Consider the following 12,677-nt stretch of genomic DNA (forward strand, 5'->3'; position numbering starts at 1 on the left):
ATGACTCACCAAAGCGTGAGCGGTGACGGTCAGATCATGCGGCATTCCAAAATCATGAACGCGATTGTCGCAATGCCATCCTCCTCCTCTTTCGTTGAGGATGCGTGGCTTGCTGATCGTGTCCGGCTTTTCTTATAGCCTCGAATTAATCTGGCCGCGTGACGAACATCAAGACAAAAACGCCCGGCTTTCGCCGGGCGTTTTGCTTATTCGTTGGTGCAGTGCAAACGACGAGCTGATGGCTCGCCGTCATTTGTCAGCGCGCGTCAATCGCGCGCGACGCACATCGCGATGCCCATGCCGCCGCCTATGCACAGCGTGGCGAGACCCTTCTTGGCGTCGCGCTTCTGCATCTCGTGCAGCAGCGTCACCAGCACTCGCGCGCCGGAGGCGCCGACCGGATGGCCGATCGCGATCGCGCCGCCATTGACGTTGACCTTCGAGGTATCCCAGCCGAGGTCCTTGTTGACCGCGCAGGCCTGGGCCGCGAACGCTTCGTTGGCCTCGATCAGATCGAGATCGTTGATGGTCCAGCCGGCCTTCTTCAGCGCGGCGCGCGACGCCGGGATCGGCCCGGTGCCCATGATCTTCGGATCGACGCCGGCCTGGCCCCAGGACACGATGCGGGCCAGCACGGTCTTGCCTTCCTTGGCGGCCTGCTTGGCGGTCATCAGCACCACCGCGGCGGCGCCGTCGTTGATACCGGACGCCGAGCCCGCGGTCACGGTGCCGTCCTTCTCGAACGCCGGCTTCAGCTTGGCCATCGCTTCGATGGTGGCGCCGTGGCGCGGATATTCGTCGGTATCGACGGTGATGTCGCCCTTGCGGGTCTTGATGATGAAGGGAACGATCTCGTCCTTGAACTTGCCGGCCTTCTGGGCGGCCTCGGCCTTCATCTGCGAGGCGACCGCGAATTCGTCCTGCTGCTGCCGGGTGATCTGGTACTGCTTGGCGACGTTCTCGGCGGTGTTGCCCATGTGATAGCCGTTGAAGGCATCCCACAGCCCGTCCTTGATCATGGTGTCGACGAACTCGACCGCGCCCATCTTGACGCCGCCGCGCAGATATTGCGCATGCGGTGCCATGCTCATCGATTCCTGGCCGCCGGCAACGACGATCTCGGAATCGCCGTTGAGCAGCGCCTGATAGCCGAGCGCCACGGTGCGCAGGCCGGAGCCGCACAATTGGTTGACGCCCCAGGCCGGGCTTTCGACCGGAATGCCCGCCGCGATCGAGGCCTGGCGCGCCGGATTCTGGCCCTGCGCGGCGGTGAGAATCTGTCCCATGATCACTTCTGAAACCCGCCCGGGCTCGATGCCGGCGCGTTCGAGCGCGGCCTTGATGGCGACGGCGCCGAGCTCATGCGCTGGCGTGGTGGCAAAGGCACCGTTGAAACTTCCGACAGCGGTGCGAGCAGCGCTGACGATGACGACATCGTCGGACATGGACATCTCCTGGGCTTGAGGTTCTTGGACGGCGGGCGCCGGGGTTGGCGAGCCGGTGTCGAGATCTATCCTGTTAACCCGACGGCGGCGTGTCAATCCGAGACACGGTATAGCTGGTCCCGAACCGCCAATAAAATCACCTCCGGGGCACCGTCGGAGGCAGCTTCTGCCGCCAAATTAACCCTGGCGCACAAAACGGTAGCCGAACCGGATTGGAAGTGCTTACTTTATTGCATTGCGTTCTGCCGGCCGCCGTGACTTCGGCGGGTCCCTTTCCTCCGTGCGTGTGGGTGCCCATGGCGAAATCAGACCAACCGACCACGATCAAGAAATACGCGAACCGGCGACTCTACAACACCGGCACCAGTACCTACGTGACGCTCGAAGACCTGGCCTTGATGGTCAAGGATGGCGAGGATTTTCTGGTCTACGACGCCAAATCCGGCGACGACATCACCCGATCGGTGCTGGCCCAGATCATCTTCGAGCAGGAGAACAAGGCCGGCCAGAACCTGCTGCCGACCACCTTCCTGCGGCAGCTGATCCGGTTCTACGGCGACAGCATGCAGATGGTGGTGCCGAAATATCTAGAGCAGTCGATCGATAGCCTGACCCGCGAGCAGGAAAAATTCCGCAAGCAGATGACCAATACGTTCAGCATGACGCCGTTCGCGCCGCTGGAGGAAACGGTCCGCCGCAACATGGAATTATTTCAGCAGACCTTCGCGATGTTCAAGCCATTCGTGCCGCCGCGCAAGGGCAGCGTCCACACCGCCGAAGCCGAAGAGGCCACACATGAGCCGGCCGGCGAGACCGGCAATATCGAGGATCTGCGGCGTCAGATGAAGGATATGCAGGAGCGCCTGGAGCGGATGTCGCTCGAGCAGCCCAAGAAGGACGAGTAGTTTTTCCAAACAGCAGGGTTGCAGCGGGTCGGTGTTTTCCGGCTGGCGCGGCGGTGAGGGACCTAGTTTCCGCGAGGAACCACCCCTCACCCCGCCGCCGTTGCGCTCTCCGTAGCCGCCAGGTCCCATGGCCGGTCCTGCGAGGCGAGCCCGATCAGCCGGCCCTGGATGTAGTCGCAGCCCCAGTCGCGCAGCAGGTCGGCTGATTCCTGGTCCTGCACCCATTCCGCCACGGTCTTGATGCCGAGTCGTCGCGCCAGATCGATCAGCGTCTGCACGAAGGCGCGGTCGTCGGCCGAACGCGCCATGTTCTGCACGAAGGCGCCGTCGATCTTCACAATGTCGACGCCGAGATTGCGCAAATTGCGGAACGAGGTGTAGCCAGCACCGAAATCGTCGATCGCGATCCGGGCGCCGAAATTCTTCAGCCTTGTGACGAAGCCGCGGACCTCGTTGAGGTCCTGGATCGCCACCGTCTCGGTGATCTCGACGATCAGTCGCTCGGCGACGCCGGGATGCGCCACCATCATCGATTCAATGCTCGCCCACCAGTCCGGGTCCATCGTGGTGTCGGGCGAGATATTGAGGCTGAGCTGCACGCTTGGCGAGGCCGCGAGTTCGGCGACCACCAGTTCGAGCACGCGGTGATCGACCAGGCGAATCAATCCGAGCTTTTCCGCCACCGGCACGATGTCGGGCGCCAGCAGGAACTGGCCGTCGGGCTGCTGCATCCGGACCAGGCATTCATGGAAGGCAGGTTGGTGCGAGACCGCATCAACAACCGGCTCATACGCCATCACGATGCGACGCTCGTTGAGGGCGGTGACGATTTCGTCGGTGACGCGGATGTTGACCCGGCGCTGGGCGTCGCGCTCGACGTTCGGGCGCCACATCGAGAACGAACCGCTGCGGCGGCTCTTCGCACTGTCGAGCGTCTCGTGGGCGCGGTTGACGGCTTCGTCGGCGCTGCGCGCATGGCGCGGTGCACCGACCGCGCCGATCGAGGCAGTCACCGAGACCGGGCCGGATTTGGTTGGCACGATATCATTGCGGATCCCGGCCAAAAATCGGTCGGCCGCGACATTCATGTCGTCGGCGGTGCAGTTCTTCAACACCAGGCCGAATTTGTTGCCCGAGAATCGGCCGAGTTGGTCGCCGGCGCGCAGCCGCGCGCGAATTCGCCGCGCGACCTCGCAGATCACTTCGTCGGCGACATCGAAGCCGAATGCGTCGTTGATCCGGGCGAGATGATCGATGCTGATCAGCATGAAGGCGAAGCTGGAGCGGAACCGTGCGGCCTCCTCGATGGTCTCGGCCAATGACGCCATCAGATGGGTGCGGTTGAGCTCTCCGGTCAGCGGATCGTGCCGCGACAGCTTCAACAGCTGTTCGTCGTGGGCGTGGCGCTCGTTGTTGACGCGGACGATGCCCTCGACACGGGTCGGCCGGCCGTCGGCGCCCGGAAACCAGCTGCCGCATTCCTCGATCCAGCACACCGGCGCGGTGGTCGAGGCGCGAACGCCATATTCGATCCGGTACGGCACGCTGCCGTGACCAGCCGCCACCGGGGTGCTCAACAGCGCGTCGGAGCGGATCTCGCGGGCGGGTTCGATCAGCTTGGCAAATTCGGCGCCGCGCGCCAGCGTCGCGGTGGGAATGTCCTGAAACACCGCCTCGGCGTGATCTGTCCAGACCATGCTGTCGCTGGCGAGGTCCCAGACGAATGCCGCCTGTCCCAGTGCGGCGAGGATCTTCGAAGGCTGGGGAGGGACGGGAAGCGGGCTAGCGGCGCTGGCAACCTGGGTCGAGGTTTTGGCATTCGCAAAATCGTAGGATGTCACGGTTGCCTCGTTATGGGACGCCTGCAGGTGATTCCCTGCGAGAGAATAGGGCGCCGGTGCTCCGGAACGCTAGGCAAAGTTGATAAACAATTCGGAAACCAAACATCCCGACCTCGTGGAACACCCAGGCGGCATCGGCATAACCCTTGCCATGGATATGTGACAGGGACCGTCAGCGTTCCGAAACGGCACAGATCAGGCAGGTCGCCATGATGAGCAACGGGATCAGCAGCGCTTTCGAACCGATCGAAACCGCCGGTCAGACCGACGCAACGGAGACGGTCGACTCTGCCACCACGATGGAGGTCGTCCCGGTCATGACCCGCACCCGATACACCGACCGCCTGGTTCGTCCGGATTCGACCTTCGTGGCGCATCTGATGGCGATCGATCAACAGTATCCGCAGACCCGCGAGTGGTTGCGGGCCGAACCCGCCCAGGCGATGGCGGCGTACCGGTCGGCCGTCGGACAAAATCATTCCGCCGCGCAGGCCGGCGAGCGGATGCGGCGCCATTCCTGACGCGCAACCGGCGCGACCAGACCAAGACCAGCAAGAACGAGGGTCAGCGCGGCGGGTCGGACGACGGATTTGATCCGTCGTCCGGCTGCAGGCCGGGCGATTGAATCCGCGGCGAGGAATCGGGCGATGTCGGTGCCGGCGTCACCGCGACCGGTTCCGGGCGGTCCAGCAGCACCGCTTCCGCGATCGATGCGGCGGCGGGGATCGCCGGCTTTGGCGCAGGGTCGATTGCCGGTTCGTCGTGCAGCTGTGGCATCTGGGCTGGCGGAGCGGGTTCGGCACGGGCGGCGCGCGGTCGCGGCCGGTTGCGCAACGCGATTCCGGCGAGGAAATCCACCAGCGCCAGCAAAGCAAGCATGAAGAAGGTCGAGGTGCCAAACTGCGGCAGCAGCCCGAATTCGGCCGCTGCGCCGGCGAACACCAGCAGCGACAGCAGATGATCGGTGACGTATTTGGCGCCGGGGCGGGCGCCCTTGATGACCTCGAGCAGCAGCAACAGGATGCCGAGACTCAGAAGCACGTCGCTGACGGTGAGCGCCCAACTCACGCCGGACGGCAGCCGCAGCGTTGCCAGCGGCGCCTCAAACGCCAAGCCCGGCATCAGAAACACGACGATGTTGCAGATCGCCAGTGGAATCAGCAGCAGCGGGAAACCGATTATGGCCATCGGCAATGCCTTCTGTCGTTCAGAACTACCGAGCGCGGCCGGGCGACCGCTCGGGCCTGACGTCAGCGCTCTAGTCCAACAGGTGGAGCAAACTCGGGCACAGAATATGTTGTCCGAATTGTTTCCCGGGGCTTGCGTCGCTCAACCGGCGGCGGTGTCAAATCACCACCGTTCAGGCGCGCCGTGACGGCGCGCCGTCGCTGGTCAGGATTCCTTCTTGGCCTTCAGCACCTGGCGGCCCTTGTACATCCCGGTCTTGAGATCGAGATGATGCGGGCGGCGCAGTTCGCCCGAATCCTTGTCTTCGGCGTAGGTCGGCTTCTGCAGCGCGTCCGCGGAACGGCGCATGCCACGCCGCGAGGGCGAAGTTTTTCTTCTCGGAACGGCCATATCGAAAGTCCTTGCAGGGATGTGTCTGGTTCGTCCGCGACGGACGGCCCGGCGCTTGCGCGCGAGCAAACTGCTGATAAGGCCGGGCTTATAACGGAAGCGCGGCAGCAAAGCTAGGGTGGCCGCAGGCCAAAATCGCGCGAAAATGCCTCAGGAGCTGCGATTCTAGCGCCAGCAACGCCCAATTTCCGAGGCCTGCGCCCGGGCGACATATTTCGCCGCCAGCCGCTGTACCCCACGGCCGGGGTTCCGGGCGCTGCGGCTGACCGGATTGGGCAGGATTGCTGCCAGCAGCGCCGCGTCGCGTGGCGTCAGCGACGACGCCGAGCGGCCGAAGGCAAATTGCGCCCCGGCTTCGGCGCCGAATTGCCCGGCTGGACCCCATTCGGCGATATTCAGGTAGATTTCCAACACTCGCTGTTTCGACAGCACGAGGTCGATCCAGAGCGCCAGCGGGAACTCCAGAGCCTTGCGCACCACGCTGCGGCCCGGCCACAGGAACAGATTCTTCGCCACCTGCTGGGTGATGGTGGAGCCGCCGCGGGCAGTGTCGCCGTCCTGCAGGTCGTCGAGCACGTCGCGCACCGAATCCCAGTCGATGCCGTGGTGGCTGCAGAATTTGGCGTCCTCGGACCCGACAACGGTACGCGGCAGCGCCGGTGAAATGACGTCGAAATCGATCCACTGCCGCGTCACCGGCGCGCCGGATAGCCAGCGCCACGCCATCAGCGCCGAGACCGGGTGGCCGGCTCGATAAAAGGGGGTCAGCAGGTAAGGGAATGCCAGCAGCGCCAGCACGATCAGAATGGCGGCACGGAGCAGCCGTCTCATGCGGTGTCGAGACCTTCGACGCTGACCAGTCGGGCCGAGCTGACTTCGTCGCGGATCTGCTTCAGGCCCTGATACACCGGCCCGTTGTAAAATGTTTCCCAGGCCGCGACCGAAGGGAATTCGAGAATAACGATCCGGCGCGGGGTCCAGTCGCCCTCGTAGACCTTGTGGGCGCCGCCCCGGGCTAGGTACCGCGCGCCGGCCTGCTGCAGTGCCGGTTTGACCTGGGTCATGAAATCCTGATAGCGCGCGGGGTCCCGGATCTCGACGTCGAAAATCACATAGGCGGACATTTTCGGTCTCCGGTGGTGGCTACGGGCCGCTCCGAGCGCAGAATTGACGAAGCCGGTGCCATGATGAATGGTCCCGCCGACATTACCTGGAGCACTTCTGAATGGCCATCGGCACTTCCTCGATCGACTTTGCCAAGCGGCTCGATGCCACCGCTGACGACACCGAAGCCCTGCTTACCCGCCTGCTCTCCGACGATTTGCTGCCCGACGAAACCGCGCGTCCGCCGCGGCTGATGGCGGCGATGCGGTATTCAAGCCTGGGTGGCGGCAAGCGGCTGCGGCCGTTCCTGGTGGTCGAGAGCGCGGCGGTGTTCGGCGTTACCCGCGAGGCCGCGCTGCTGGTCGGCGCCGCGCTGGAATGCATCCACTGCTACTCGCTGATCCATGACGATCTGCCGGCGATGGACAACAGCGATTTGCGGCGCGGCCGCCCGACGCTGCACAAGGCCTATGACGACGCCACCGCGATCCTGGCCGGCGACGCGCTGCTGACGCTGGCGTTCGACATCATCACCCGCGACGAGATTCATCGCGATCCGATGGTGCGACTGCTGCTGACAAGGGCGCTGGCGCGGGCCTCCGGAATTGGCGGCATGGCCGGCGGACAGATTCTCGATCTGGCCGGCGAAGGTCGGTTCGGCGACCGCGAGCCGGTCGACGTCGCCCGCTTGCAGCAGATGAAGACCGGGGCGCTGCTGCGGTTCGGCTGCGTCGCCGGTGCCATCCTCGGCCAATCCTCGCCCGAGCAATACAAGGCGTTGGAGAATTACGGCCGCGCGCTTGGCGAGGCGTTCCAGATCGCCGACGACCTGCTCGATGTCGAAGGCGACGCCGAAGCGTTGGGCAAGCCGGCCGGAGCAGACGCGGCGCTGGGCAAGACCACCTTCGTGACCCAGCTTGGCATCGACGGCGCCAAGCAGCGGATTGCTGATCTGTTGGCGCGCGCCGATCAGGCGCTGTCGATGTTCGGCGCCAAAGGCGACGTGCTGCGCGCCGCCGCGCACTTCGTCGCCGCGCGGAAGAACTAGCACGCATGGCCGGGCAGGAGATCGACGACCCGCATCTTCGGCGCTTCCGCAAGCTGCCGCGGCTGGTTCGCGTCGTCTATGCGCGGCCTCGGCTGTTCATTTCGATTCTGATCGGAATTGCCGCGTTATTGCTGCTGCCGGGGTCGCTGCGGTTGGTGACCCGGCTGCTGATCGGCTGGGACGTCTCGATCGCCTTCTATCTGACGCTGGCCTTCGCGATGATGTATCGCTGTGGCATTGCCTATATCCGCCGCAGCGCGATCCTGCAGGACGACGGCCGGTTCCTGATCCTGATGGTGACGGCGATCGGCGCCTTCGCCAGCATCGCGGCGATCGTCGCCGAACTCGGCGCGTCGCATCGCGGCGCGGCCGAACTCGCACTCGCGACCGTGACGATTGCGCTATCCTGGGCGGCGGTGCACACCACCTTCGCGCTGCACTACGCGCATGATTATTACCGCGGCCAAGCGCCGGGCGGTCTGCAGTTTCCCAGCGGCGACCAGCATGAGGATGCCGACTACTGGGACTTCGTCTATTTCTCGTTCGTGATCGGGATGACCGCGCAGGTTTCCGACGTCGGCATCACCGACAAGACCATCCGCCGCACCGCCACCGCGCATGGTGTGGTCTCGTTCATCTTCAACACCGCGCTGGTCGCGCTGATGGTCAATATCGCCGCCAGCGCGATCTGAACGCCCCGCGGTCAGGCGGCGCGGGCCTCTTCCTCGAGGGCGATCGTACGGATGATCTCCAGCAAGCGCTGACCCTCGATGCGCGCCGTGCTGAAGCCGGTGTCCCGGCCGATATGGCCGAACATGTTCTGGTCCTCACGCGATTGGCCGAGGAATGCCATCGACCAGTTCGGGAACACCCGTTCCGCCGCCTTGTTGAAAGCCAGCACCTGAACGTCGCCATGGCGCGGGTCCTGCTGGATCCGTTCGAACACCGTTTCGACGGCTACACCTCTGCCCTCGAGCGCCTGGGCGAAGATTCCGCGGTTGAACACCAGCGCTCCGGTAATGCCGCAGTGCGGATTGTTACGGCGCGACGCGGCCAGGATCGAATCGATCTCGGTTGCGATTCGCTCGGGCCCACCGGCAATCCGGTTCTTGCTGAAGTAGACGAGGCGGTAAATGGTGTCCGGCATCGGTGAGGTCCTGCGGGAATGTCGGGTGTCAGCCGCGATCGCTTGCAAGCGCCGCGGTGTCGTGGAAGGCGAGGAATTCCGTGATCTGCTCCGGCGGGATCGGTCGGCTGATCAGGTACCCCTGTACGTCGGTGCAACCATCGGCGACGATCCGCGCCAGCTGGTCGTCGGTTTCGACGCCTTCCGCGACCGTCGCCATGCCGAGGCTTTCTCCGAGCGAGGCGATCGCGCGCACGATCGCCCGGCTGCCCTTGTCGCCCGGCATCCCGCGAACGAACGACTGATCGATCTTGATTTTGTCGAATGGAAAGCTGCGCAGATAGCCGAGCGAGGAATAGCCAGTTCCGAAATCGTCCAGCGAGACGCGCACGCCCATGCCGCGAAGCTGCTGCAACACCCCCAGCGCCGCGCCTTCCGCGTCAAGCATCACGCTTTCGGTGATCTCGAGCTCCAGTCGCCACGGGTCGAGGCCGCTTTCGCCGAGCGCCGACAGGATCGTCAGGACGAGGCCCGGGTTGGCAAACTGGATCGCCGAGACGTTGACGGCGACGGTGCGTTGGCCCGGCCAGCTTGCCGCCTCGCGGCAGGCGGCCCGCAGAACCCAATCGCCGATCGGCGCGATGATGCCGGTCTCTTCCGCCAGCGGGATGTAGTCGAGCGGAGACACCGTGCCCCGGGACGGGCAGTTCCAGCGCAACAGCGCCTCGAACCCGGTGATGGCGCGCGATTTGAGATTGAATTGTGGCTGGTAGGCCAGCGAGAATTCGCGCAGCGCCAGGGCGCGGCGAAGATCGACTTCGAGATTGCGGCGCCCCTGCAATCTGTCGTCCATCTCCGGCTCGAAGAAACGGAACGAACCGCGGCCCTGCTCCTTCGCCAGATGCAGGGCCATGCCCGCATTCTTCATGGTCTGGTCGCAGTCGAGATTGCTGGCGGACGGCAGGGCGATGCCGACGCTTGCCGCGACATCGATCAGTTGACCATCGAGCAGATAGGAGCGGCCGAGCAGGTCGACCAGCCGCGCTGCCAGCGTCGTCGCCGACTCCGGCTGCGGCGTCGCGGTCTGAATGATACCGAATTCGTCACCGTGCAGCCGCGCCACGATGTCGTTGGGTCCAACGGCGGACAGAATCCGTTTGGCCACAAGGCAAAGCAACGCGTCGCCGATATGGTGGCCGAGCGAGTCGTTGACGGCTTTGAAGCGGTCGAGATCGACGGTCAGGACCGCCGATCCTTCGGCGGGCTGGGGATTAGCCAGCAGTTCGATGAGCCGCTCGCGGAACATCACCCCGTTGCCCAGTTTCGTCAGATTATCTGTGCGAGCCCGGGTCAGCCGATCGGTCATGTCGAAGGCGCTAACCAGCCAGCCATCGTCCATGGTGATGGCCTCGACCCGGAACACCCGGCCGTCGGGAATCGCGATCTGGCAATCCTGCCACTGGTTGCCATAAATGCGTTCGATCAGCCCGCAGTTGCTGAACAGCTCGTCGAACATCAAATTCTGCATCAGCAGCTTGCCGTCGGAACCGACGATGGCGGCGGCCCGCGACATGCTCATGAAGGCGTTGAACGCCACCGTGGCTGCGCGGCTGGTGGTGGCGCGGCCGACCGAATCGTCGCGGCACCGGGCCTTCGCAGTCCTGGTAGCAATCCGTTCCGGCGCTCTTGCTGTGGTAGCCATAGCAGCACGAAACCACGCCGAGCATTGCCAAGGTATGAATTGGCCGCTTCAGCGTCGCGGAGAATAGACCGAGAGTAAATCGAGTATTAGCGGATCAACGTTCGGTAAGACTTACGGATTAAGCCGAAATGCGGATGTTCGTCGCGACCCGGAACCGTGTGGTCGCCCAGCGCGCATGGCCGGTATTACTTGACCTCCCACCCTGGCCGGGCGATTTCATGAACTGGTAATTCGACAACGATTAGGGCGGCCGTGGAAGCCAACTTTCAGATCTTCCTGACCTTGCTCGCGGTGCTGGCGGTGACCGCGCTGCTGGCGCGCCGGCTCAATGTCGCGCCCGCGATCCTGCTGCTGTTATCCGGCATCGGACTCGCATTCGTACCCGGCATGCCCGGTATTGAATTGCCGCCAGAGCTGATTCTGCTCGTGGTGCTGCCGCCGCTGATCTATTCCGCCAGCGTGGCGATGAGCTGGCGCGAGTTCCGCGCGAATTTGCGACCGATCGCGCTCTTGGCCATCGGCTGCGTGATCTTCACCGCCTGCGCGGTGGCAATTGCGACGCACTACCTGATCGGGCTGCCCTGGAGCATCGGCTTTCTGCTCGGCGCCATCGTGGCGCCGCCGGATGTGGTGGCGCCGCTGGCGATCGCTCGCAAACTTGGGCTGCCGCGGCGCATCCTGGTCGTGCTGGAAGGCGAGGGACTGGCGAACGATGCCACCGCGCTGATCCTGTACCGCTTCGCCGTGGTGGCGATCACCACCGGCGCGTTCTCGCTGCCGCAAGCGTCCGGCACCTTCGTCGCCATTTTGGCGGGCGAGCTGGCGTTCGGCGTCGCGGTGGGCTGGCTCAGCCTGCGGGTTCGGCATTGGGCGCGCGATCCACAGGTCGAAATCACGCTGTCGCTGCTGACGCCCTATATCGCCTACTGGATCCCCGAGCATCTCGGCGGCTCCGGGGTGATCGCCACGGTGGCGTGCGGGCTGTACATCAGCTGGAACGGGCCATTGCTGATTTCATCAGCGACCCGGCTGCAGGGAATCTTTTTCTGGGATCTGGTGATCTATCTGATCGAAGGCCTGCTGTTCCTGCTGACCGGTTTTCAGTTGCGGGCGCTGTTCGAGAAATCGAAAGAGTTTCCGCTGCACGATATCGTCTTTGCGACCCTGCTGGTCGCCGCGATCGTCATCATCGCGCGCTTCGCCTGGGTCTATCCGGCGACCTATCTGCCGCGGCTGCTGAGCAAGCGCTTGCGCCTGCGCGATCCGGCGCCGTCGTGGCGCGCGGTGTTCGTGCTTGGCTTCACCGGCGTGCGCGGCGCGGTGTCGCTTGCCGCGGCGCTGGCGCTGCCGTTGGCGTTGCCGTCGGGTGACGGCTTTCCGTATCGCGATCTGATCCAGTTCGTCTCGTTCGGCGTCATCCTGATCACGCTGCTCGGCCTTGGCCTGACTTTGCCGGCGGTGGTTCGGTTGCTCGGCGTCGCCAAGGATGGCCGCAACGAGCACCGGGCCGAGCGCGAGTCCGAGATCGCGGCGCGGCGCGCGGCGCTGGCGGAAGCGTTGCGATCGCTCGACGCCATCACCGACGATCGCGAATTGTCCGACGAAGTGGTGACGCTGCTGCGGGCCCGGCACGAGACCCGCGCCAATTCGCTGCCGTCATCATTCGACGACGAGGCGCGGGAGATATCGGCGACCGGAATCGCGCTGGTGCGCGAACTGATCGCGATCGAACGCCAGTTCATCCACGCCCAATTGCGTGACGGCAACATCACCGACGAAAGCCGCCGCCGGATCGAACGCGATCTCGATCTGGAAGAGGCGAGCCTAGCGAACCGGGAGTTTCGCACCGGGCCGCTGTAGTCGATGGGGCCGAATTGAGAATCCTTGCGCGAGGCCAATTTGCAGCTGCGCGTTAGCGGGTCTAAACG

The 12,677-nt window shown here is 64.5% G+C and carries 13 protein-coding genes; 5 read left to right on the plus strand and 8 right to left on the minus strand.

Annotated elements, in window-relative coordinates; all coding sequences use genetic code 11:
• Positions 1-266 precede the first annotated feature (266 nt).
• Entirely contained in the window at positions 267-1,445 is a 1,179-nt protein-coding gene (locus HXX15_RS08080) for an acetyl-CoA C-acetyltransferase (protein ID WP_296514628.1), read from the minus strand.
• A gap of 296 nt (positions 1,446-1,741) precedes the next feature.
• On the opposite strand from HXX15_RS08080, the gene phaR reads away from it, so the two are divergent.
• The gene (phaR, locus tag HXX15_RS08085; RefSeq protein ID WP_296514629.1) at positions 1,742-2,350 is read left to right on the plus strand and encodes a polyhydroxyalkanoate synthesis repressor PhaR; all 609 of its coding nucleotides are present in this window, start codon (positions 1,742-1,744) and stop codon (positions 2,348-2,350) included.
• Positions 2,351-2,436: 86 nt separating this feature from the next.
• Here the strand turns inward: phaR and HXX15_RS08090 are convergent, their stop codons facing one another.
• The gene (locus HXX15_RS08090) at positions 2,437-4,101 is read right to left on the minus strand and encodes a bifunctional diguanylate cyclase/phosphodiesterase (RefSeq protein ID WP_296514903.1); all 1,665 of its coding nucleotides are present in this window, start codon (positions 4,099-4,101) and stop codon (positions 2,437-2,439) included.
• Positions 4,102-4,403: 302 nt separating this feature from the next.
• On the opposite strand from HXX15_RS08090, the gene HXX15_RS08095 reads away from it, so the two are divergent.
• Positions 4,404-4,712, plus strand: a complete 309-nt coding sequence (locus HXX15_RS08095) for a hypothetical protein (RefSeq protein WP_296514631.1) — start codon at positions 4,404-4,406, stop codon at positions 4,710-4,712.
• Positions 4,713-4,755: 43 nt separating this feature from the next.
• Here HXX15_RS08095 and HXX15_RS08100 read toward each other — a convergent pair whose 3' ends face one another.
• The 4 genes from HXX15_RS08100 to HXX15_RS08115 form a co-directional block, all read right to left on the minus strand.
• Positions 4,756-5,379, minus strand: a complete 624-nt coding sequence (locus tag HXX15_RS08100) for a hypothetical protein (protein WP_296514634.1) — start codon at positions 5,377-5,379, stop codon at positions 4,756-4,758.
• A gap of 204 nt (positions 5,380-5,583) precedes the next feature.
• The gene (gene rpmF, locus HXX15_RS08105) at positions 5,584-5,769 is read right to left on the minus strand and encodes a 50S ribosomal protein L32 (RefSeq protein ID WP_296514637.1); all 186 of its coding nucleotides are present in this window, start codon (positions 5,767-5,769) and stop codon (positions 5,584-5,586) included.
• 165 nt (positions 5,770-5,934) lie between these two features.
• Positions 5,935-6,600, minus strand: a complete 666-nt coding sequence (gene mtgA, locus HXX15_RS08110) for a monofunctional biosynthetic peptidoglycan transglycosylase (protein ID WP_296514639.1) — start codon at positions 6,598-6,600, stop codon at positions 5,935-5,937.
• Positions 6,597-6,893: a DUF1330 domain-containing protein gene (locus tag HXX15_RS08115; RefSeq protein WP_296514641.1), complete on the minus strand. Its 297-nt coding sequence runs from the start codon at positions 6,891-6,893 to the stop codon at positions 6,597-6,599. The genes mtgA and HXX15_RS08115 overlap by 4 nt, the downstream gene beginning before the upstream one ends.
• Before the next feature lie 101 nt (positions 6,894-6,994).
• On the opposite strand from HXX15_RS08115, the gene HXX15_RS08120 reads away from it, so the two are divergent.
• Together HXX15_RS08120 and HXX15_RS08125 are read left to right on the plus strand one after the other, a co-directional pair.
• Entirely contained in the window at positions 6,995-7,921 is a 927-nt protein-coding gene (locus tag HXX15_RS08120) for a polyprenyl synthetase family protein (protein WP_296514644.1), read from the plus strand.
• 5 nt (positions 7,922-7,926) lie between these two features.
• The gene (locus HXX15_RS08125; RefSeq protein ID WP_296514646.1) at positions 7,927-8,613 is read left to right on the plus strand and encodes a DUF1345 domain-containing protein; all 687 of its coding nucleotides are present in this window, start codon (positions 7,927-7,929) and stop codon (positions 8,611-8,613) included.
• A gap of 11 nt (positions 8,614-8,624) precedes the next feature.
• Here the strand turns inward: HXX15_RS08125 and HXX15_RS08130 are convergent, their stop codons facing one another.
• Both HXX15_RS08130 and HXX15_RS08135 read right to left on the minus strand, forming a co-directional pair.
• Positions 8,625-9,068, minus strand: a complete 444-nt coding sequence (locus tag HXX15_RS08130; RefSeq protein WP_296514905.1) for a BLUF domain-containing protein — start codon at positions 9,066-9,068, stop codon at positions 8,625-8,627.
• Between the two features lie 28 nt (positions 9,069-9,096).
• Positions 9,097-10,749 (minus strand): bifunctional diguanylate cyclase/phosphodiesterase, encoded by a 1,653-nt coding sequence (locus HXX15_RS08135; RefSeq protein WP_366558567.1) that lies wholly within the window; start codon positions 10,747-10,749, stop codon positions 9,097-9,099.
• 252 nt (positions 10,750-11,001) lie between these two features.
• Between HXX15_RS08135 and HXX15_RS08140 the strand changes: the two genes are divergently transcribed.
• Positions 11,002-12,609 carry a Na+/H+ antiporter gene (locus HXX15_RS08140; RefSeq protein WP_296514649.1) on the plus strand — a complete coding sequence of 536 codons (1,608 nt, stop codon included), beginning with the start codon at positions 11,002-11,004 and terminating at the stop codon, positions 12,607-12,609.
• Positions 12,610-12,677 lie beyond the last annotated feature (68 nt).

The sequence above is a fragment of the Rhodopseudomonas sp. genome (assembly GCF_013377015.1).
Classification (GTDB): Bacteria; Pseudomonadota; Alphaproteobacteria; order Rhizobiales; family Xanthobacteraceae; genus JARJEH01.

Bases quoted from the DNA above. Each gene is read 5' to 3' on its own strand.
- HXX15_RS08080 (WP_296514628.1), bottom strand. From the start codon at position 1,445: ATGTCCGACGATGTCGTCATCGTCAGCGCTGCTCGCACCGCTGTCGGA.
- phaR (WP_296514629.1), top strand. From the start codon at position 1,742: ATGGCGAAATCAGACCAACCGACCACGATCAAGAAATACGCGAACCGG.
- HXX15_RS08095 (WP_296514631.1), top strand. From the start codon at position 4,404: ATGAGCAACGGGATCAGCAGCGCTTTCGAACCGATCGAAACCGCCGGT.
- HXX15_RS08100 (WP_296514634.1), bottom strand. From the start codon at position 5,379: ATGGCCATAATCGGTTTCCCGCTGCTGCTGATTCCACTGGCGATCTGC.
- rpmF (WP_296514637.1), bottom strand. From the start codon at position 5,769: ATGGCCGTTCCGAGAAGAAAAACTTCGCCCTCGCGGCGTGGCATGCGC.
- mtgA (WP_296514639.1), bottom strand. From the start codon at position 6,600: ATGAGACGGCTGCTCCGTGCCGCCATTCTGATCGTGCTGGCGCTGCTG.
- HXX15_RS08115 (WP_296514641.1), bottom strand. From the start codon at position 6,893: ATGTCCGCCTATGTGATTTTCGACGTCGAGATCCGGGACCCCGCGCGC.
- HXX15_RS08120 (WP_296514644.1), top strand. From the start codon at position 6,995: ATGGCCATCGGCACTTCCTCGATCGACTTTGCCAAGCGGCTCGATGCC.
- HXX15_RS08125 (WP_296514646.1), top strand. From the start codon at position 7,927: ATGGCCGGGCAGGAGATCGACGACCCGCATCTTCGGCGCTTCCGCAAG.
- HXX15_RS08130 (WP_296514905.1), bottom strand. From the start codon at position 9,068: ATGCCGGACACCATTTACCGCCTCGTCTACTTCAGCAAGAACCGGATT.
- HXX15_RS08135 (WP_366558567.1), bottom strand. From the start codon at position 10,749: ATGGCTACCACAGCAAGAGCGCCGGAACGGATTGCTACCAGGACTGCG.